Origin of the sequence: Saccharopolyspora sp. 6M (genome assembly GCF_020176775.1) — a bacterium.
GTDB classification, from domain to species: domain Bacteria; phylum Actinomycetota; class Actinomycetes; order Mycobacteriales; family Pseudonocardiaceae; genus Saccharopolyspora_C; species Saccharopolyspora_C gregorii.
Window position 1 is genome coordinate 40885 of sequence record NZ_JAIUJZ010000067.1, and the last position, 20681, is coordinate 61565.

Consider the following 20681-nt stretch of genomic DNA (forward strand, 5'->3'; position numbering starts at 1 on the left):
CCCCGACCCCGCCGCGCCCGCGGCGCGCCGGGGCGCTCTCGCCGCCGTAGCGGGCGCGCAGCTCGGCGGCGGCCCGGCCCCCCCCCCCCCCCCCCCCCCGGCACCGCCTCCGGCGATGCCCGGCGCAGGATGTTCCTCGCCCAGCCCGGGTGCGCACCGCAAGGCAGCGGAGATCGCCGTTGATCACCCGCCGTGACGAGCGTGGCCTGCCGAGCGAACCCGGTGCACGACCGACGGCGGCCCGGCCCCGCGAGTCGTCCGGCGTGGGCCCAAGTCCGCGGCCCGGGACCCACTCGCCGACCCGGGCGTGGTCAGTCGAGGATGTGCGCGGCGAGCGCGTCGAGCATCCGGTGGTCCGCCTCCTGCGAGCGCATCTCGTCCGGGGTGCCGGGGTAGGTGTCGAACAGGACGTGCGTCGCGCCGAGCTCCGCGAGCCCGCCGAGGTCCCGGCGAACCTGGTCCAGCGTGCCCTGCCCGGCCAGGCGCGTGTCGTCGTCCAGCGCGGAATCGGTGAGCAGCAGGGGAAGCCGCGGCGCGAAGCCGGGCGCCGCGCGACCGGCGTCCTCGGCGGCGCGCAGCAGCGCGGGCACGCCCTCGTCGCGCAGCCACGCGACCCGCTGGTTGAACGGGTGCCACGCGTCGCCGAACCGCACCGCCCGGCGGATCGCCGCGTGCCCGTTGCCGCCCACCCACAACGGGGGACGGCGGGTCGGGAGCGGGCCGGTGGACACCTCGTCGAAGGACGCGAACTCACCGTGGAACGACAGCGTCTCCTCGGTCCACGCCCGCGTCAGGACCTCCAGGTACTCGTCGGTCATCCGGCCGCGGCGCTCGAAGGGCAGCCCCAGCGCCTCGAACTCCTGGCGCGCCCAGCCGATCCCGGCCCCGAACAGGAACCGCCCGCCGCTGAACCGGTCGATGTTGGCGGTGACGCGGGCGGTGTGCAGCGGGTGGCGGTACGGCACGATCGCGACCGTCGTGCCGAGCTCGATCCGCTCGGTCTGCCCGGCGAGCCAGGCGAGCGTGGTGAACGGGTCGTAGAACGGCGCCGGGTACGGTCCGGCCGCGTCCGGCGTGACCGCGACGTGGTCGGAGATCATCGCGAAGCCGAACCCGCGATCCTCCGCGTACCGGGTCCAGCCCAGCAGCGTCGACGGATCCGTGCCCGGCCCGAAGTTCAGCACGTTGACGCCGAATCGCACCCGTGGCTCCTCGTCCTCGTGGACCTCCTGCGTCCCCAAGGCTGTCTTCCCCGCGCGATTCCGTCCAGCAGCCGCCCGGCCGATGTGCGGTGGCCGGGTGGCTCGTGCGCCACCCGGACCCCCTCCGGGTCGGTCGCGGCGTCCCCAGGCCCTGAATCAGCTGGGTGAGACCCGAATCCGCTGCCCGCCCACCCGGCGTCGCGCTGGAAGATCCCGCACGGACGAGGAGGGGGCCGGGTCCGAGGAATTCCTCCCGGAGCGTGGTCACGCACCTGCTGTGGCGGGGCCGAACCACTTGGTCAGGGCCTCGCGGAGGGATCGGGCGTCCGGTCGGGCGTCGTTCGACGCCCAGGCCGTGTAGCCGTCCGGGCGGAGGAGCATCGCGGTGGTCGAGGTGTCGGCGCGACCGGTGACGACCTGCACCCGGTCCCGCCAGCCGGACAGCGCGTCGACGAGCGAGCCGGTCGTGTCCAGCAGGAGCGGCCGGGCATCCGCGGTCAGCTCCGCCAGCCGGACGGATCCGCCGGCGGTGTCGAGCCGCAGGTCCGGCGCCCACCGGCCGACCAGCGGGTGCTCGGCGTCAATGCCCATCTCGTAGCGGACGTCCGCGCCGGACATCAGGTCCGCGATGTGCTGCACGTTGCGCGGCTCGTGGAGGAGTTCGCCGAACAGCTCCCGCAGCGCGCCGATCTCGTCGCCGGGGGAGAGCAGCGCGGACTGGGCCAGGGTGTGCATGACGACCCGCCGGGCCACCGTTCGCCGTTCGGTCTCGTAGCTGTCCAGCAACCCGGGCGGGGCCCAGCCGTGCAGTTCGGCGGCGAGCTTCCAGCCGAGGTTCACGGCGTCCTGCAGCCCGAGGTTCAGCCCGGGGCCGCCGATCGCCGAGTGCACGTGGGCCGCGTCGCCGACCAGCAGCACCCGGCGGTCCCGGAACCGGTCGGCCAGCCGGGTGTTGCCGCTGGCCAACCGGCGCAGCTGGTGCGGGCCGTCGCCCTCGGGCGGGCCGAGCGGCAGGTCGGCACCGAGCACGCGGCTCGCGCTCGCGTGCAGCTCGTCCACCGTCATCGGCTGGTCGGTGGGGCCCGCCGACCATTCCATCGTGGACACCAGCGGTGCTCCCCCGGGGAACGGGGCGTAGGCGAGCACGCCGCGCTCGGTGCGGTGGTGGATGAACGGTGGTACGAAGCCGTGCCCGGGCACGTTCAGGCCGAGCGTCGTCGGGTCCACCAGCGACGGCGGGACGGTGACGTGTGCCAGGCGGGAGACCACGTCGTCCTTGGTGGCTCCGGGGAATCCGATGCCGGAGAGCTTGCGCGTCTGGCTGCGCCCACCGTCCGCGCCGACCAGGTAGCGGGCGCGCAACCGGTGCGGTCCGTCCGGTCCGACGACGTCGACGGCGACGAAATCGGTGTCCTGGGCCAGCCCGACGAGTTCGTGCCCGCGACGGATCTCCGCGCCGAGTTCGAGGGCGCGCTCCTCCAGCACCTGCTCGATCCGGCGTTGCGGCACGCCCAGCGCGTACATCGGGTTGTCGTCGAGAACCTCCAGTTCGAGCCGCATCGCGCCGAACGCGAAGGCGGGGATCGGTTGCGGCGGACCGGAATTCCCGTTGAGACGCTCGTACAGGCCCCGGCGGTCGAGCATCCGCACCACCTGGCCGACCAGTCCGTTGGCGCGGTGTTCCGCCGTCCGCCCCGGCAGGCGTTCGAGCACCAGCGGCCGGATCCCGGCCAAGCTCAACTCGCAGGCCAGCATCAACCCGTTCGGCCCGGCGCCTGCGATGACGACATCGGTGGTCACGGATTTCTCCTTGCTTCCGGAGGAGAACGACGCGTGGGACCGCGTCGTCCGGTGGTGGTCGGGACTACGGCACGGGCAATCCCGCGGCGAGCTGCCGCAGCGCGTCGCGCAGCACCGGTGCCATCGGAGTGGGCTCGGCGGCCCTCAGCCAGTGCTCGGTGGCGACCGCGATCGCAGCCCCCACCGCTCCGGCCACCAGCCGCGGATGCAGGTCGCGGGCCGGATCGGTGCCGGTGCGCTCGGCGACGGCGGCGGCGAGCTCGGCCTCAGCCGCGGCGTTGGCCTTCATGAACTCGCCCTGCAGCGCTGGTTCCGAGACCATCAAGCGCACGCCGTCGAGCCACTGCTGCTCCGGTTCGCGCTCGCCGGCGCCCTGCCCCAGCGCGAACCGGGCCAACGCGGCGTTGGTGATGGCCGTCCACAACGGCTCGGACGCGGGCCGCGCCCGCAGCTCCACCGCGATCTGTCGGGCCCGCTCCAGGTGCCGCGCGGCGATCGCCTCGCCCTTGCCGGCGAAGTAGTTGTTGAAGGTGCGCGGGGAGACACCGACCTCGGCGGCGATGTCCTCCACCCGCACGTTCTCCAGCCCGCGCTCCACCGCGAGCCGGATGGCCGCCCAGCTCAGCGCGAGCCGCGTCTCCTGCTTCTTGCGCTCGCGCAGTCCGATCCGCTCACCGTCCACGCCACCCACCGTACACGCGAACTTGCGCGCCACGCAAAAATGCGCAACCAGAAAAAATGACCTGCCCTGTCTTGTCCCGTTACGACGTGCCGGAACCGTGCTCGACGCGGTGCGGGAATCTTCGGAGACGCAGAGAGCGCACGACACGAGCCGAGGCCACCGCTGGGTTGCGGCGCATCCGCCACGAGGGTCAACGGCAGCTCACCCGAGACGGGATCCACCAACTCGTCACCCGGATCGGTGGTCCACACGAACTGCTCCGCAACGCGGACAACGACGACAAGACCGACCTCTACGGCAACGTCGGCCTCCGCCTCACCTAACATCCCCACAACGACGAAGTCCGGGTCGAGATGACTCTCGACCCGGACTCGTTGGAGCATTGGTGCGTGTCCGAGGGGGACTTGTGCACTAACCACACGGCTCCTGCTTCCCGAGAAAGGTTGAAGCAGAAGGCGTCAATTCCAGATTGGGCACCGGTTGGGGCCCTGGTTACGGAACGCTGCGCGGTGTCGACTTCGAGTCCATCATCGACTTCGCCCGGCTCGGATGAGGATCTCGCCAGCGTGCCGCGATTCTCGGTAGCGCTGTGTGGAGAAGAGGCCCTGCATGCGGGTCATCGCACCAGAGGGGTGACCGTGTTCGCCTGTGTCGGGAGCCTTACTCGGTTCTGGAGACCGTGTCCTGGTCGACCTGTTCGGTGAGATAGCTCTGCATCAGTTCGCGGGCGTCGAGCCGGAAGAGGTTGAGACGGCGGGTGTGGCGCAGCAGCAGCAGGCCGGACGCGTGTGCGAACGCTTCTGCAGTCAGGCGGGTGGCCACCTCTGTTCCGAACAGCTCTGCTGCGGCGCTGCGGGCCGGTTCGAGGGTGGCGAGCAGTGCCGCGTTGAGCTCGCGATTGGTCTCCTCGTCGGAGAGTCCGTGTGGTGCCATGCCACCGGAGAACAGGTAGAACCCCATGTCGAGGTCGCGGGGGTTCTCGTCGTAGAAGTCGAAGAAGGCCAACGCGGCGGCGACGTAGCGGGACGCTGCGGTGGCGACATGGGACGCTGCGGTTTCGGTCGCGCTCTGCAGCCGCCTGAGTGATTCGTTCAGCGCCGCTGCGTAGATGTGCTCCTTGCTCGGGAAGTAACCGTAGATCGCCCCCGGGGTGTAGCCGGCCTCTTTGGCGATCGCTCGCATGCTGGCTTCACGCAGCCCGTCACGAGCGAAAACGCGCAGCGCTCCCTCGAGTATCAGCGCTCGCTTGGTCTCGCTCACCGCATCGAGTCGCTCCGCGCGGGCACCCTCAGCCATGTCCTTCGCCCTTCCTTCGTGTTGACGGTGACGCTACACTCTGAACACCGTTCAATCGAATGAACAACGTTTAGTCGCCGAGAGGGAGAGCCAGCTCATGACTGCCGTCACCGCCATCGGTGCCAGCGAGCGAGTCGCTGACTACAACGACCGCTTCCAGACCTTCCTCGACCAGGAGGTCGCCCCGATCGAAAAGGAGCTGGCACAGCAGGGCGCTGGCACGGCCAGCCAGCCACAGTTCGACGAGCAGGGACGGATGCATCCGGCGGTGTGGGAGGCGCGGCGGCAAGTCCAGCGCCGCGCGGGTGCGCTCGGCCTCTACGCGCCGCACAACTCGGTCTCTGCTGGTGGCAGGGGTTTCACCCGGGTTGAGATGCACCACGTCGAGGAGTTCGTCTACCACCGATCCGGTCTCGGGCTCGGCCTGGCCGCGCTGGCCTGGACCGAGGGGCCGAACCCGGCGATCGAACACTGCTCGCCGACCATGCGGGAGCAGTATCTGCAGCCGCTGATCGAGGGGGAGATCACGGCGGCGTTCTGCAACACCGAGCCCAGCGTCGGCTCCGATGTCCTGGCGATGTCGACCCACGCGACCCGCGACGGTGACGACTGGATCATCAACGGCAAGAAGGCGTGGATCACCAACTCGCACTTCGCCGACGTCCTGCAGGTCGTGGCCGTCACTGAGCCCGGTGCTCGGACTCGGTCGCTGTCGATGTTCCTGGTCGACGCCAACGCGCCTGGGGTGACTCGGGGGCGTGATCTGCCGACGATGATGGCGGACGGGTTGACCGGCACGCTGGAGTTCAGCGACGTGCGGGTTCCGGCCGAGAACGTCGTCGGCGAGATCGGCGACGGTTTCGCACTGGCGATGTCGTGGATCAACTGGCGCCGGCTCTGCCGCGGTGGCATGTGCGCCGGCTGGGGTGCCTGGTTGCTCGAACGGGCCCTGGACTACACCCAGGAGCGCACCTCGGGTGGCGAGCCGATCGCCGCGCAGCAGGCGGTGCAGCACATGTTGGCGAACATGGATGCCGATATCTACCAGGCCCGCGCCACGTCTCTGGTGGCGCAGGCCGAGCTCGATGAGCTGGGCCCGTTCGCCATGCCGATGCACTCCGATGCTCCCCGGTTGATCAGCCTGGTCAAGGTGATCAACGACGAGGCGTTCTTCCGCGTCGCCGACACCGCGGTGCAGGTGCGCGGCGCGATGGGTCTCATGCAGGACTCGCCGGAGGAAAAGCTGTTCCGGGTCGCGCGCAACCTCCGCATCCCGGCCGGAACGTCTGAGATCCAGCGCAACGGGATTGCGCGAGGCCTGTTGAAGAGGCGAGCTGCATGACGACCGTGACGACCCCGCTCACGCAGTACTCGCCGGGCGGGGGGTGTGCCTGCAAGATGCCGCAGAGCCTGCTCAACGACGTGCTCGCGTCGCTGAATGCGGGCGACTGCGCGGGCAGTGGCCGCGCCAGTCCTGCTGGTGCGGCCCTGAGGGTCGGGTTGTCGCCGGCGGATGACGCGGCCGTTTTTGACGTGCCTGGGCTTGAAGGCCGTTCCTTGGTGGTGACCACCGATTTCCTGACTCCGATGGTGGATGATCCCTACGATTGGGGACGCATCGCGGCCACCAATGCCCTGTCGGACGTCTACGCGATGGGTGGGCGCCCGCTGTTGGCGCTGAACCTGCTCGCGTGGCCGGAGAACCTCGACCGCGCACTGCTCGCGGAGGTCTTGCGGGGAGGTGCGGGCGCGGTCGCTGAGGCTGGCGCGGTGCTGGCCGGCGGGCACAGCATCGTTGACCCGGCCCCCAAGTACGGGCTGGCCGTCGTGGGCGAGGTCGACGAGAACTCCATCCTGCGCAAGGGCGGGGGTCATGCTGGCGACCTGCTCGTGTTGACCAAGCGGCTCGGCGCCGGGGTCATCGGGACGGCGGTGAAACGGGGACAGGCACCGGACGCGGCCGTCAGCCAAGCGGTCGCCACGATGAGCCGCTCCAACGCCTCCGCGGCCGGGGTGGCCACGACCGCGGGACTGCGCGGCGGCACCGATGTCACGGGCTACGGCCTCATCGGCCACCTGCATGAGATGGCGCTCGCGGCCGGCCTCGAGGCCCGAATCCGGCCGGAGACCGTCCCGCTGCTGCCCTCGGTGGCTGAGCTCGTGCGGCAGGGGTGCGCGCCGGATGGCAGCCGTCGCACTCTCACCGACGCGCTCGCCGCGGGCTGGTTCGACCCCGCCACCGCCGATGAAACCACGCAGCTGCTGCTGGCGGATGCCCAAACATCCGGCGGTCTGCTGCTGTGCGTCCCCCCGGCTGCCGCGAGCTCGACGATTGCGGCCTTGCACGGGCGCGGTGATGCGGAGGCAGCCGTGGTCGGTGAACTCGTCGCCGGACGCCATGGCCACGTTGCGATCGAGACGCAACCAGGCACTGGGGGAGGGGAGTGCCGATGGACCGTTTGAGTTGCGTGACCGGCCGGTTCCAACCGGTGCATGAACAGCACTTGGATCTTTTCGAGATCGCGCTGCGTGATGCCGACCATCTCATCATCGCGATCACCAACCCTGATCCTGTTGCGCGGCAGGAGGAATCGACGTCGGCACACCGGCACCTGGCCGAGGCCAACCCCTTCACCTACTTCGAGCGCGCCCGGCTCCTGCACGCGGCGTTAGCAGACCGGGGCTGGGTGGAGAGGACGACCATCGTGCCGTTCGATCTCACCCGGCCGGAGTGCTGGCCGCACTACGTCCCGCTGCGTGCCCGGCAGGTGGTGCGCGCCTACAGCGACTGGGAGCGCCACAAGGCGGGGCTGCTGGCTGACGCCGGGTATTGGCTCACGGTGCTTGACGGCGATCCGACCGCCAAGATCTCCGCCACCGACATCCGCGCACACCTGGAGGACAAGACGGCGACGTGGACGGGCTTGGTGCCCGCCTCCATCGTTCTGCCCCTGACCGAGCTGCTGAAAGACCGGTCAGCAGCACGTACTGGAGGTCGATGATGACGCCGCCTGGATACGGCGAAACCCAGCCCCGGCTGGAGGACGACCGGTTGCCGATCGTGCTGGTCATCTTCGACGGGCTGGGCGATCGTCCCATCCCCGAACTCGGTGGCCGCACTCCCGCCGAGGCGGCCCACACCCCGCATCTCGATGCCCTGGCCCGTGACGGCGCTTCCGGCTGGCACCTGCCTTTCGGATGGGGACGAGCACCAGCCTCCGAACTGGCCCACTGGGCGATGTTCGGCTACTCCACGGTGCCCTTCCCCGGTCGCGCCGTGCTGGAAGCGCTCGGCGCCGGACTCGACGTCGCCCGCGACTGCGCGGCCACGCACGCGGCGCTGCGCACCTCGCGCCGCGACGGCGACCGCCTGTGGATCGCCGGACGGGCCCGCGTCGACGACGACGCCGACATCGCCGCCCTGTTGACCGGCCTCGGGCCGGTGCTCGCCGAGCACGGGATGAGCCTGCAACGCCACGGTACGACCGGCGAAGCGCTGCTGACCGCCCCCGCTCACGGGTGTGCGCAGGTGACCGACTCGGATCCGCTGTTCGAGAACTTCCACCCCTGGATGCAGCCAATCCCGACCAGCGTGACCGGTTCGGCCTTCGCCGAAGCACTCACCGCGGCACTGCAAGCAGCACACCGCTACCTGCGCGCCAGCGACATCAACACCGCCCGGCAACGCCGCGGGCTGCCCGCGCTGGACGTGCTCACCACCAAGTGGTCCGGCCGCTATGGCGACATTCCCTCATTCGTCGAGCAGGTCGGCGTCGCCGGCGCCGCGGTCACCAGCACCCGCCTGTACCGCGGGATCGCCACAGCCCTGGACATGGCCTCGGTGCACCTGCCCCCGGTCGACGACCCGGCTCGTGACATCGCAGCACGACTCGAGGCCGCAGAGGACCTCATCGCCTCCGGTGCCCGTTTCGTGCACGTCCACACCAAGGCCACCGACGAGGCCGGCCACACCAAGCAACCCCACGCCAAACGCGACGTCCTCGAAGCACTCGACCGGGGCCTGACCGGCCTGGCCAGCCTCGCCGACAGGGCGATCGTCGCAGTGACCGGGGATCACGCCACGCCCTCCACCCACGGGGTGATGCACACAGCCGACCCCACACCTTTGCTCGTGGCCGGCCCGACGGTAAGGCCCGACACCGTGACCGAATGGGGAGAACTGCCTGCCCGTGACGGGTGGTGGGGCCACGTCCGCGCCGAGGAATTGCTGCCCCTGCTGTTGGGGCAGGCCAACCGGCCGGTCTTCCTCGGCCACCGCATCACCACCCACCCGGTGATCGCACTCGCCGATACACCACGACCGATGCCGGTCACCGAAGACGTCATGACCGGCCGAAGCTGACCTGGGTGGCCAACCCGACTCCAGGTCCCGCCACTCCGACACCCGGCCACCCTCGAGGCGCCGGAGTGGCCCCAGCACCACACATTTCAGACCGGAAGCCCGTGACAAAGCAGTCACGGGGATCGGAGCAGCATGATTGGATATCAGGAGACCTTCCGCGCCAGCGTCGAGGAGCCCGAGACGTTTTGGCGCGAGGCCGCGACGGCGCTCGACTGGCACCGCGCACCGGAACGCGTCCTGGACGACACCGCTGCACCCTTCTCCCGCTGGTACCCGGACGGGCAGCTCAACGCCTGCCACAACGCCCTGGACCGCCACGTGCAAGCCGGCCACGGTGACCGCGCCGCGCTGATCTACGACAGCCCCGTCACCGGGACCAAGAAGACCTACACCTACGATCAGCTGCTTGATGAAGTGGCGCGGTTCGCCGGTGCACTGACCGAGCTCGGAATTGGCCACGGCGACCGGGTCGTGATCTACATGCCCATGGTTCCCGAAGCCGCGATCGCGATGCTGGCCTGCGCCCGCATCGGCGCGGTCCACTCAGTCGTCTTCGGAGGATTCGCCCCGAACGAGCTGGCGATCAGGATCGACGACGCCACCCCCAAGGCCGTCGTCACAGCTTCGTGCGGGATCGAAGGCAAGCGCATCATCGAATACAAACCGCTGCTCGAGCGCGCACTCGAACTGGCCGATCACAGCCCGGATCACTGCATCGTGCTGCAACGCCCGCAGGCGGTCGCCGAGCTAGGCGGCCGCGATCTCGACTGGCACGAGGTGATCGCCACCGCCAAGCCTGCTGACTGTGTCCCGGTGGGTAGCACTGATCCGCTCTACATCCTCTACACCTCGGGCACGACGGGCAAACCCAAGGGCGTCGTCCGCGACACCGGCGGCTACGCCGTGGCCCTGACGTGGTCCATGCGCAACATCTACGACGTCGGCCCTGGCGAGACGATGTTCAGCGCCTCCGACGTCGGTTGGGTCGTCGGGCACTCCTACATCGTCTACGCGCCCTTGCTCGCCGGCGCCACCACGGTGTTCTACGAAGGCAAACCCGTCGGGACACCGGACCCGGGCCAATTCTGGCGCGTCATCGCCGAGAACCAGGTGAAGGCCCTGTTCACCGCGCCCACCTCGTTGCGCGCGATCAAGAAGGAAGACCCGGAAGGTTCCTTCCTCTACGACTACGACCTCTCCAGCCTGCGCACCGTGTTCCTGGCCGGCGAGCGCCTGGACCCGGAGACTCTCCGCTGGGCCCAGGATCGCCTCGGCATCCCGGTCATCGACCACTGGTGGCAGACCGAGACCGGCTGGCCGGTCGCGGCGAACCTCATGGGACAGGAGCCCATGACCGTCAAACCTGGCTCTGCGACCGTCGCAGTCCCCGGCTGGAACATCACGGTCGTCGACGCCGCTGGCCGGCCTGTTCCGCGCGGCACCGATGGCACGATCCTGCTGAAACTGCCGCTACCCCCAGGCGCGCTGACCACGCTCTGGAACGACGACGAACGCTACGTCTCCTCATACCTGTCCGAACACCCGGGCTACTACGCCACCGGCGACGGCGGACACATCGACGACGACGGCTACGTGTTCATCATGGGACGCACCGACGACGTCATCAACGTGGCCGGCCACCGGCTCTCGACCGGAACCATGGAGGAGGCCCTCGCCGCGCACCCGGCAGTCGCCGAATGCGCTGTGATCGGCGTGGCCGATCCGCTCAAGGGGCAGCTACCCCGGGGATTCGTCGTGCTGAAAGCCGGCGACCAGCACAACGAGGTCACGGTCATCGCTGACCTCATCACGCTGGTTCGCGACCGAATCGGAGCAGTGGCAGCGCTCAAAGACATCTCGATCGTGCCCGCCCTGCCCAAGACCCGCTCCGGCAAGATCTTGCGGAAAACGATGAGAGGAATCGCCGACGGCGCCGACGAACCGGTGCCCTCGACCATCGAGGACGCGGCCGCGCTCGACGCACTCCGTACCGTTCTGCGGCGCGACTGAGAACTCCGCCCCGACACGAGGTGTCTCGCGGAGCGATGTCCAGCGCCGCGAGCGCCATCCAGAACAAGGTCGGCTCGGCACGTCGCTGCTCGCCGTGATGGGCTCCGCCGCGCGGCGAGCGCTCCAGCCCCTTCCCAAGGCGGTGAACTCGGCGACCACGTCGGCGGACGTAGAGCCGGTTCGCTGCGGTGCATGCCCGGCCGCCGTTTCGGAGCCTCGCCGCTCAAGCGTTGGCGGCTGCTGATCGGGGCGTCGCAGTCGTCTCCGACGCCCCGTTTCGGCCTCGTACCGCTGGGCACTGAAGGCTCCGACGGCCCATTCGATCCGTCTCTACGCCGCCTGGGGACCACGGCCATCACGCGGCCACCACCCTCGCCGGTCTCGCCGCGGCTCGTCTCGTTCTGCATCGACCGATCGGCGCTTCGGTGAGCCCGTCGGACACCTAGGTTCTACGCGTTCTTCCCGCGGCTTCGCGCGTTCGGGCGAGTTCGCACTACCTGAACGGGCAGTGGGGCGGTGCCCGTTGGACGCTTGGTGTTTGCCGACGTGACGAGCGCTTGAGCTGTTTCACTCGGCTGAGCAAAGGCAGTGAGGCTGGAGGTATCGGCGTGGAAGTGCAGCGGCGAGAGCCGAATCGGACGTCGTTCACGGTGCCGGGCCTGGAGGGACCGGTCGAGATCGTGATCGACAGCTGGGGCGTCCCGCACATCTATGCGACGGACACCTACGACGCGTTCCGGGCGCAAGGGTTCAACGCCGCTCGCGACCGGTTGTGGCAGATCGACTTCTGGCGCCGGCGGGGGTTGGGGCGGCTCTCGGAGGTCTTCGGTGCCGAGCACGTCGAGCGGGACCGCGCGGCGAGGCTGTTCCTCTACCGCGGCGACATGCGCCGCGAGTGGCTGTCCTACGGTTCTGACACCAAGCGGGCGAGCGTCGCCTTCGTGGAGGGCATCAACGCCTTCGTCGAGCTGACCCGCCGCGACCCGGATCTGCTGCCCGTCGAGTTCCGGGAGCTGGGTTACGAGCCCGCCCTGTGGGAACCGGAGGACGTGGCGCGGATTCGCAGCCACGGTTTGTTCTACAACCTGCGCGATGAGGTCACCCGCGCCCGGACCCTGCGAGACCTGCCACGTGAGGTCGAAGAACTGCGTCGCCGTCGCGAGCCGGAGCGGAACCTGACGATCCCGGACGGGCTGGATCTCGACGTCATCCCGGACGATGTGCTGGCGGTCTACGACCTGGCCACCTCAGCACCGGCCTTCGGGCCGTCCACCCCGCTGGACCCGCAAGGTGACGTGCTTCCGGAGGGGAGTAACAACTGGGTGCTCGCCGGTTCGCGCACCCGGTCCGGTCGTCCGCTGCTGGCCAACGATCCGCACCGCGCTGCCGCGGCACTGCCCGGGCTGCGCTACATCGCGCACCTCTCGGCACCGGGCTTCGACGTGATCGGTGGGGGCGAGCCCGCGCTGCCGGGCATCTCGATCGGGCACAACGGGCGCATCGCGTTCGGTCTGACGATCTTCGCGATCGACCAGGAAGACCTCTACGTCTACGAGACCAACCCGGACGACCCCCATTCGTACTGGTACCAGGGTCGTTGGGAGCCGATGCAGCGGCTGACGGAGACGATCGAGGTGCGCGACGGCGAAGCGGTCGAAGCCGAGCTGCTGTTCACCAGGCACGGCCCGGTGATCTACCAGGACGACGCGCGCCACACCGCTTTCGCGGTCCGGGCCGCCTGGCTGGAACCGGGAATGGCCCCGTACCTGGGCAGCATGGACTACATGCGCTCCCAGAACTACGACGAGTTCCTGGCCGCGATGAACCGGTGGGGCGCACCGCCGGAGAACCAGGTCTACGCCGACCCGGCCGGCACGATCGCGTGGAAGACCGGCGGTCTCACGCCGATCCGGCCGAACTGGGACGGGACGTTGCCGGTGCCCGGCGACGGGCGCTACGAGTGGGCCGGTTTCTACGACGCAGACCAGCTTCCCGGTGCGGTGGACCCGGAACGGGGCTTCCTCGCCACGGCCAACGAGTGCAACCTGCCCGAGGACTTCCCGGCTGACCGGCACATCACCTACGACTGGTACGCGCCGTCCCGGCGGCACCGCCTGGACGAGGTGCTGGCGAAGACCACCGACGCGACCCCGCAGAGCATGGTCGCGTTGCAGAGCGACTACCTCAGCGTGCCCGCACGGAGGATCGTGAACCGGTTGCGCGAGCTCGACGTGCCCGCCGACACCGACGGCCTCGCGATGCTGCTGGACTGGGACGGTGAACTCGCAGCGGATTCGTCTGCGGCTGCGCTGTTCGAGGTCTGGTATCGGCGGCACCTGCGCCCCGCATTGCTCTCGCGTGCTGTGGAGGCCCACGTCGGGACCGAAGCCGCGTCGAAGACGGCGCAGCGGATCTCGCCGGCGGAGGACCTGCTCGCCGACGCGAGGATCGACTTGGAACTGGTCGAGGACCCGGGCGACCGCCTGGGACCGGAGCCGTCGAAGTTCCTGGCCGCAACGTTCGCGTCGACCCTGCCCGCGGCTGTGGCCGACCTCGTGGGGCTGCTCGGTCCGGATCGCGCGCAGTGGAGCTGGGGACGTCTCCACGTCGCCCAGGCCAAGCACCCGCTCGCGGCGCGGCTCACCGGCGTGCCCGAGGACCGGTTGGTCGCCGGCCCGGCACCGCGCGGCGGTAGCGGTGACACCGTCGGAAACACGGCGTACGGACCGAACTTCGTGCAGAGCGCCGGAGCGACCTTCCGGCTCGTCGTCGACGTCGGCGAGTGGGACTCGTCGCTGGCGATGAACGCCCCCGGGCAGTCCGGGCGCCTGGACGACCCGCACGCCACCGATCTCTTCGGGCCGTGGAGCCGTGACGAGGCCTTCCCGCTGCTCTACAGCCGCGAGCGCGTGGACGAAGCGGCCGAGCAGGTCATCCGCCTCGACCCGTCCGCCTGACGCACGCCTCGAACACCCCGCACCCCCGTTTTCAAAGGAGAGGACTCATGGGTCACCTGCAGTTGCCGCCCGGCAAGAAGATCGCCGTCAACCTGGGCACCGATTTCGACGCTCAGGCGCTGTGGCTGGGCGGCTTCAACCGCCCAACCCCGTCGGCCATGTCGCGAGGCCAGTTCGGTGCCGAGGTGGGTGTGCCCCGCCTGCTCGAGCTCTACGAGCGCTTCGACATCACCACGACCTGGTTCACGCCGGGCCACTCGGTGGACACCTTCCCGGAGCAGTGCCGCAAGGTGCTGGAAGCCGGCCACGAGTTCGGTCACCACGGCTATTACCACGAGATCCCGCCCGGGATCGACCGCGATACCGAGCGCCGGTTGGTCGACCTGGCCTTCGACTCGTACAAGAACGTGCTCGGCATCCGGCCCACCGGGTACCGGTCGCCGTACTGGGACTACAGCGAGAGCACGCTGGACATCATCGAGGAGTCGGGTTTCCGCTACGACACCAGCCTGATGGCTCGGGACCTGGTGCCGTACCGGCCGCAGCGCTGGCAGATCAACTGGGAGTCCGCCAACGTGGCCGGCCCCGCCAGCTCGGTGATCGAGATCCCGGTGAACTGGTACCTCGACGACTTTCCGCCGCTGGCCTACACCGGTGCGCAGGCCGGGATGCAGGACACCGAGACGATCTTCCGCCGGTGGCGGGACATCTTCGACTACGCCTACGAGCGGGTCGAGAACCCGGTCTTCGCTTCCTGCGTGCACCCGCAGATCATCGGGCAGGCGCAGAACATCCTCTGGTATGAGCGGCTGATCGAGCACATCGCCGGGCACGACGGCGTCTGGTTCGCGACGTGCGACGAGATCGCGCAGGCGTGGGTGGACGACGAGGAGGACGAGCGCAAGATGGCGCTGCCCGACGTCCGGGGCGTCGAGCAGGCACCTGCGGATTCCAGCTGGGCCCGCGGCTGACCGGGACGTGAACGGCGCTGACCCCGGCCTCTCCTGCGGCCGGGGTCAGCTGTCGTCGATGAGGTGCAGATCCATGGCGACCCGCACGAGTTCGGTGCGCCTGCGCACCTTGTGGCGCCGCAGCATCGCGGTGACGTGGAACTTCACGGTGTGCGGACTGATGCAGACCTCTTCACCGATGCGGTGGTTGTCCATCCCGCGAGCGATCATCCGGACGATCTCCAGCTCGCGATCGTTGAACGCCGGTTGCTCCGGGCCCGCTGACCGCTTGAGCAGACCGCTGGCCAGGCGGGGCTCGAAGTAACTGCCGCTGGTGGACAGCTCGCGGATGATGCCGGGCAGACGAGCGGTCGTCGTCTCCTTCAGGACGTAACCGGCCGCACCCGCCCGGATCGCGCGTTCGAGCAGTTCCGCGTTGCCGTAGGCGCTGAACACGGCGATCTTGAGGTCGGGAAACGCCGCGCTCAGCACGGCGCAGGTGTCGATGCTGTTGCCGGAACCCAGCCGCATGTCCAGCAGCAGAACGTCCGGGCGTTCGCCCTCGACCAGCTCCTGCGCCTCGGAAGCTGAGGCAACCGCGCCGACGAACTCCAGGTCGGGCTCCCGGTCGGCCATGGCGCGGAGTCCGTCGTGCACGATCTCGTGGTCGTCGACGACGCAGAACCTGATCATGAGTTGTTCCTCGTGGGTACCGTGGCGCGGACTACGTAACCTTCCACGTCGGGTGGTGACAGGCGCTCGACCTGGCCGCTGACCTGCTCCGCCGCGCGCTGCATGGCACGCACGCCGAGGTGGCTGCGGGCTGCGCGCTCCTCGCTGTGTCCGGAGGTCGAGCGAGGCCCGGGACCGGCGTCGGCGATCGAGAGCACCCAGCGTTCGGCTGTCGTTTCCAGGCTGATCTCGGCAGGGCGTTCGGCGTGCAGGTCTACGTTCACCAGCGCCTCCTGGCCGATGCGGATCAACGCTTCGGCCACCGCGGAGGGGAGCGTGGAGTCGGGTCGGTTCGTCGTGAAGCGGTGTCCGGCATCAGGACGTAGCGAGGCCTCGGCGATCTCCTCCACCACCTGATCGGCAGTGCGTTCGGAAGAACTGCCGATCAACGTGTCCAGCTGGCCGCGCAAGGCGTCCATGCAGCGCTCGGCGGCGGCTGCGATCGACGCCAGGTTGGCTCGGACGTCCGGGTCGGCGCCGTGCTCCTCGTGGCCTCGCTCGGCGGCGAAGCCGATCTCCAGCAGCCCTCGAACAGCGGTGTCGTGCAGGTCGTAGGCGAGGCGTTCCTGCTCCTGACGACGCAAGACGTCTCTCCGGTAGGCGTCCGTCGCCCGGCGCTTGAGACCGAGGGTCGCGTAGCCGGCGAACTCGCCCAACACATCTTCGTCGGTCTCGCTGTACGGGCGCAGCTTGCGGTCGCCGACGTAGAGGACGGCCTGCACCTGCTCGTCGACGACGATCGGTGTGGCCATCGCGGACACGATGCCCTCGCGAGCGGTCTCGGCGACCGGGGCGGCCTGCAGCCGGGAGTCGCGGGCGTAGTTGAGGGACCGAACTGTGTGGCGTTCGGAGCGGGCCAAGCCACCGAGCCCCTGGCCTTCGCGGATCCGCAGGTGCCGGAAGTCCGGGGTGTGGATGCCGAGCACCTGGTCGAAGGTGAACGTGTCGACGTCGTGCTCGGGCAGCTAGAGGTAGGCGACGTCGGAGTTGAACAAGCGCTGGACCGATCTCAGAAGCGTGGTCAGGGCGCCCCCGACGTCGGCGCAGTCCACGGCGCCGGCCGCCACCTCCTTCATCGCCCGCTGCAGATCGCGGTTGATCTCCACCGCCCCCTGCCGACGGCCGGTGGAGACGGTCTTGCGCACGTTGGCGCTCATCCGACGAACTACGTCCGCGGTCGTCTGGGGGAGCGCTGGTGTGGTTCTGGTCTGGCCGACGATCACCATGCCTGCACCGTGCTCGTCGGCCCAGGGGACCACCAGTGCAGAGCGCAGCAGCAGCTGTCGAGGGCGCAGGCTGGAGCTCAGCAGCAGATCAGCGAGTACGGACGGTTGATGCCGAGAGGGCAGCGAGCCGAGCTGGAACGATTCGTTCGGCAATGGCGGATCGGCCATGCCCGGCGCGTCGACGGCCAGTACCAACAAGTCCGAACCAGGCGTGCGCGGCCGATAGCCCACCAGTCCGAGGGATCCCCCGAGCATGCGTCGGACTTCGGAGAGGACCGGTCGCAGAGCCGTGTAGATCGCGTGCGAACGGCCGGCGTCTAGGAGGTACTCCGTGCGCACACCCACTGGAAGGCTCACCGTTGTTCTCCCTCCTGACGGCGGCGCTGCCGACGCCCAGTAAAGCAACTCGCCCGGGCAGAAGTGAACCGCCCGCGGGCGTTCGACGCGCGCGGGCTGCGCGGCACTGCCCGAACGGGCGGTGTCCCACCGCGTGCGGGGTCGAAGAAAGCGGAGTTTCCGTGGGGACGCTCGTTTTGCACAGCGCACAACGAGCCCTGGGGCCTGCAACAGGACTGATCCGGGTGGCGCGGTAACGGTGAATCGATCTTGTCGCCCTGTGTGGAGGCGTCCGGGTTGCGGCGGCTGTGCGAGGTCGACGATGAGTCGGGTGCGCTGGCGGCGCGGCCCCTGCCGACCACCCACGCCCGCGGACCGACCCCGACGTAGTGGCGGCCAGAGCACTCGTCGGTCTCCGTGGTCGGCTGCGCTCGGTGGTGTTGCGAGGGCTCGCCGCCGATCACGGCGACGTCCCGCAGCCGCTGTTCGACGCACCGCTTCGGTGACCCGCGGGGATGATCACGATCCTGACTCCTCTATGGAGACACGTTGCACGGAATGGCCGCGCAGCCGTGCTCGTGACTGCCATGCGGGTACCGGTTCGGGCGGTTCTGCCGAAAGCCGCCTCTCCGAAACCGGCGGTTCGCGGGGAAACGGTCAGACGGCGGGTGCGCCGGTGCGCCAGAAGTCCGGTCGGGTCCGCACTGCGATGATCAGCGCCGCTGCCCTCGCGCGGTACCGCGCCGCGTCGACGGGGAAGCCCAGGCGCTCGGACAGCTTCGCCAGCCGTTGGGACACGCTGGTGTGGTGCAGGTTCAACCGGGCGGCGGCTACTCGCAGGGAGCCGCCGTCGAGGTAGGCGTCGAGGGTGCGCAGCAGCTCCCGGCCCTGCTGCGGCGGCATGGACCGCAGCGCGCGCAGATCGGGGATGGCGTAGACGTCCGCAACGGGTTCCGGGGACATCAGCACTAGTGCGCCGAGCTCGTCGGCGATCACGGCGGGTTCGTCGACCGTGGCGTTGTCTCGGGCGAACCGGGCGGTGCGCACGTGATTGCGGACGTCTCTCGCCGCAACGGCGAAGGAGAACCCGATGCGTACCCCGCGCTGAACCGGACGCGGCGGCACGCCGGCGTCCTGAGTGCACACGAGCAGCCGCTCGTCTTCGCACACGACCTCGGTGGAGCGCCCAGCGGCAGGTTCCCCGGGCAGCAGCTCGACGAGACTGGTGCGCACCCCGGTCGCGCTCGCCACTCGGACCAGGTAGCCGGGATCGAGGTGCAGGGCGGCGCAGCTGAATTCGGCGGTCGCGGGGGGGGGGGGGGGGGGGGGGGGGCCCCCCCCCCCCCCCGCCGCCCGCCCCCGGGGGCGGGGGGGGGGGGGGGGGCCGGGGGGGGGGCGCCCCCCCCCGCCCCCCACCCCCCCGCCCCCCGCCCCCGGCGGGGGGGGGGGGGGCGGGCCGCGCGGCGCGGGGGGGGGGGGGGGCCGCCCCCCCCCGCCCCCCCCCCCCCCCCCCCCCCCCCCCCCCCGCCGAAGTCCGCGCCGGTGGGCCGGTGCGTGAAGCGATCGCGGTGACGGTCAGCGCCAGCCGCTCCACCAGCAGCGCGTCGAGCGGGTGGGACCGGCCGTCGCGTTCGATCCACACCCGTCCGCTGAGACCGTCACCGACGAGCCGCTCGGCCACCTGCGGATCGCCGCCCGCCGTGGAGATCCACCCGCCGCCAGGACCGCAGCGCATGTCCTCCGGCACACCGCCGTCGCGGGCCAGGCTGATCCCGACGGTGCACTCCCCGAGCACGGCGGCCGCGCGCACGGCTGCGGGAACGTCGGCGCGATACCGGATCAGGGCATCGAAGTAGTCGATCACGCGAACCGAACTCGCCGCTCCCGCGTCGAGTTCGGCGAGTCGGTACATGAGACCTTGCATGCGGTGACGTTACGAGGCGCGCTGTTCCACCTGCAAGCCCCTGGCCAGCGCAACGCGGATCTCTTCGGCAGCCCGCACACTCACCGCCGCGGTGGGCAGCAGCGAAGAACCGTGGAACGTGCCCGGGAACGAGTGCAGCTCCACGCTCACGCCCGCGTGCAGCAACGCCGCTGCATAACCGATGCCCTCGTCCCGCAGCGGGTCCAGCTCCATGGTCGAGAGGTAGGTCGGTGGCAGGCCGCGCAGGTCCTTCGCCCGTGCCGGTGCGGCGTAGGGGGAGACCTCGGCGTCCGATTCCGCCGCCGTCCCGTTCCTGCCCAGGTAGTACTGCCACGAGAGGATGGCGTTCGGCCGGTTCCACATCGGGGTGTCCACGAACTCGACCATCGACGTGGTCTCCAGCCGATCGTCCAGCTCCGGGATCTCCAAGAGCTGGAAGGCGACCGGTACTTCCGCCCGGTCGCGTGCCAGCAGCGCCGTCCCCGCGGCCAGCCCGCCACCCGCGCTCTGCCCACCGACGGCGAGCCGTGCCGGATCGACGCCGAGCTCGGCTGCGTTGGTGTGCAGGTACCGCAGCGCGGCGTAGCAGTCCTGCAGCGGCCCCGGGTAGGGGGTTTCCGGTGCGAGCCGGTAGTCGACGCTGGCGACCGCGATACCCAGCCGGAGCACCAGGTCGATGCAAAGAGGATCGTTGACCTGGGCCCGGCCGATGGCGAACCCGCCGCCGTGAATCCACAGCAAGGTCGGCAGAGCGCCCCGCTCCGCTGCGTCCGGCGGCGCGAAGAAGCGGATCGGGACGTCCGGCGCGCCCTCGTGGCCGGGGGCCGCCAGCTCGCGCCATGCGATCCCTTCGTACGAGACCTCGGCGAGCATCACATCGGTCATGGCGTTGAAGCGTTCTCGAGCCGTGGCCAGGTCGGCGAAGTCCAGGTGCGGCAGCATCGCCGCCGCGGCGGCGAGCTCGGGGTCCATAGTGGGAAACGTGGTCATGCTGGGCATGTTGCCGGGAGACCGTGGTCTGGGGCACCCGTCGTGCGTCTGCCTTTCCGCGGAGGACGACAGACGAGCGTCGGGTCGGCTTCCGCGCCGGTGGTGCGGACCGGGATTCTCGGCCACCAGCTCTCGCGATCTTCGAATCCTGTTGGTCGACTGGTCGACACCGTTCCTCCTGGGCACTCGCATGCTGCGCGGCAGCGGGCCGAC

At 70.0% G+C, this 20681-nt stretch carries 17 protein-coding genes; 8 read left to right on the plus strand and 9 right to left on the minus strand.

Translation table 11 applies throughout. The features are described from left to right. Nucleotides 1-311 precede the first annotated feature (311 nt). The 3 genes from LCD31_RS11140 to LCD31_RS11150 all read right to left on the minus strand — a co-directional run bounded on the left by LCD31_RS11140 (nucleotide 312) and on the right by LCD31_RS11150 (nucleotide 3684). Nucleotides 312-1202, minus strand: a complete 891-nt coding sequence (locus LCD31_RS11140) for a TIGR03619 family F420-dependent LLM class oxidoreductase (protein WP_224957802.1) — start codon at nucleotides 1200-1202, stop codon at nucleotides 312-314. Nucleotides 1203-1466: 264 nt separating this feature from the next. Continuing rightward, complete coding sequence (locus tag LCD31_RS11145; protein WP_224957804.1) at nucleotides 1467-3002, minus strand: FAD-dependent monooxygenase; 1536 nt, start codon at nucleotides 3000-3002, stop codon at nucleotides 1467-1469. Nucleotides 3003-3066: 64 nt separating this feature from the next. Continuing rightward, entirely contained in the window at nucleotides 3067-3684 is a 618-nt protein-coding gene (locus LCD31_RS11150) for a TetR family transcriptional regulator (RefSeq protein WP_224957806.1), read from the minus strand. Between the two features lie 167 nt (nucleotides 3685-3851). Here LCD31_RS11150 and LCD31_RS11155 point away from each other — a divergent pair, with 167 nt between their 5' ends. Further along, nucleotides 3852-4007 (plus strand): hypothetical protein, encoded by a 156-nt coding sequence (locus tag LCD31_RS11155; RefSeq protein ID WP_224957809.1) that lies wholly within the window; start codon nucleotides 3852-3854, stop codon nucleotides 4005-4007. Between the two features lie 337 nt (nucleotides 4008-4344). Here LCD31_RS11155 and LCD31_RS11160 read toward each other — a convergent pair whose 3' ends face one another. Beyond that, nucleotides 4345-4980: a TetR/AcrR family transcriptional regulator gene (locus tag LCD31_RS11160; protein ID WP_224957811.1), complete on the minus strand. Its 636-nt coding sequence runs from the start codon at nucleotides 4978-4980 to the stop codon at nucleotides 4345-4347. Nucleotides 4981-5077: 97 nt separating this feature from the next. Between LCD31_RS11160 and LCD31_RS11165 the strand changes: the two genes are divergently transcribed. From LCD31_RS11165 to LCD31_RS11195, 7 genes are all read left to right on the plus strand, one after another. After that, nucleotides 5078-6322, plus strand: coding sequence for an acyl-CoA dehydrogenase family protein (locus tag LCD31_RS11165; RefSeq protein WP_224957814.1), 1245 nt, complete (start codon nucleotides 5078-5080; stop codon nucleotides 6320-6322). Further along, nucleotides 6319-7443 carry a selenide, water dikinase SelD gene (selD, locus tag LCD31_RS11170; RefSeq protein ID WP_224957816.1) on the plus strand — a complete coding sequence of 375 codons (1125 nt, stop codon included), beginning with the start codon at nucleotides 6319-6321 and terminating at the stop codon, nucleotides 7441-7443. Before LCD31_RS11165 ends, selD begins: the two co-directional genes overlap by 4 nt. Beyond that, nucleotides 7431-7982, plus strand: coding sequence for an adenylyltransferase/cytidyltransferase family protein (locus tag LCD31_RS11175; RefSeq protein ID WP_224957817.1), 552 nt, complete (start codon nucleotides 7431-7433; stop codon nucleotides 7980-7982). The genes selD and LCD31_RS11175 overlap by 13 nt, the downstream gene beginning before the upstream one ends. Then, nucleotides 7979-9343, plus strand: coding sequence for an alkaline phosphatase family protein (locus tag LCD31_RS11180; RefSeq protein ID WP_224957818.1), 1365 nt, complete (start codon nucleotides 7979-7981; stop codon nucleotides 9341-9343). Before LCD31_RS11175 ends, LCD31_RS11180 begins: the two co-directional genes overlap by 4 nt. A gap of 132 nt (nucleotides 9344-9475) precedes the next feature. Further along, nucleotides 9476-11353 carry a propionyl-CoA synthetase gene (locus LCD31_RS11185; RefSeq protein WP_255623137.1) on the plus strand — a complete coding sequence of 626 codons (1878 nt, stop codon included), beginning with the start codon at nucleotides 9476-9478 and terminating at the stop codon, nucleotides 11351-11353. Between the two features lie 608 nt (nucleotides 11354-11961). Continuing rightward, complete coding sequence (locus tag LCD31_RS11190) at nucleotides 11962-14310, plus strand: penicillin acylase family protein (protein ID WP_224957819.1); 2349 nt, start codon at nucleotides 11962-11964, stop codon at nucleotides 14308-14310. A gap of 47 nt (nucleotides 14311-14357) precedes the next feature. Continuing rightward, nucleotides 14358-15281 (plus strand): polysaccharide deacetylase, encoded by a 924-nt coding sequence (locus tag LCD31_RS11195; protein WP_224957820.1) that lies wholly within the window; start codon nucleotides 14358-14360, stop codon nucleotides 15279-15281. A gap of 45 nt (nucleotides 15282-15326) precedes the next feature. On the opposite strand, the gene LCD31_RS11200 is transcribed toward LCD31_RS11195, so the two are convergent. The 5 genes from LCD31_RS11200 to LCD31_RS11220 all read right to left on the minus strand — a co-directional run bounded on the left by LCD31_RS11200 (nucleotide 15327) and on the right by LCD31_RS11220 (nucleotide 20468). Next, nucleotides 15327-15953: a response regulator transcription factor gene (locus LCD31_RS11200; RefSeq protein WP_224957821.1), complete on the minus strand. Its 627-nt coding sequence runs from the start codon at nucleotides 15951-15953 to the stop codon at nucleotides 15327-15329. Beyond that, nucleotides 15950-16918 carry a GAF domain-containing protein gene (locus LCD31_RS11205; RefSeq protein ID WP_224957822.1) on the minus strand — a complete coding sequence of 323 codons (969 nt, stop codon included), beginning with the start codon at nucleotides 16916-16918 and terminating at the stop codon, nucleotides 15950-15952. The genes LCD31_RS11200 and LCD31_RS11205 overlap by 4 nt, the downstream gene beginning before the upstream one ends. Before the next feature lie 39 nt (nucleotides 16919-16957). Continuing rightward, the gene (locus tag LCD31_RS11210; protein ID WP_224957823.1) at nucleotides 16958-17575 is read right to left on the minus strand and encodes a hypothetical protein; all 618 of its coding nucleotides are present in this window, start codon (nucleotides 17573-17575) and stop codon (nucleotides 16958-16960) included. Nucleotides 17576-18211: 636 nt separating this feature from the next. Further along, on the minus strand, nucleotides 18212-18805 hold the full coding sequence (locus LCD31_RS29535; RefSeq protein WP_224957824.1) for a helix-turn-helix domain-containing protein: 594 nt from the start codon (nucleotides 18803-18805) through the stop codon (nucleotides 18212-18214). Between the two features lie 682 nt (nucleotides 18806-19487). Then, nucleotides 19488-20468 (minus strand): alpha/beta hydrolase, encoded by a 981-nt coding sequence (locus LCD31_RS11220; RefSeq protein ID WP_224957825.1) that lies wholly within the window; start codon nucleotides 20466-20468, stop codon nucleotides 19488-19490. Nucleotides 20469-20681: the final 213 nt, after the last annotated feature.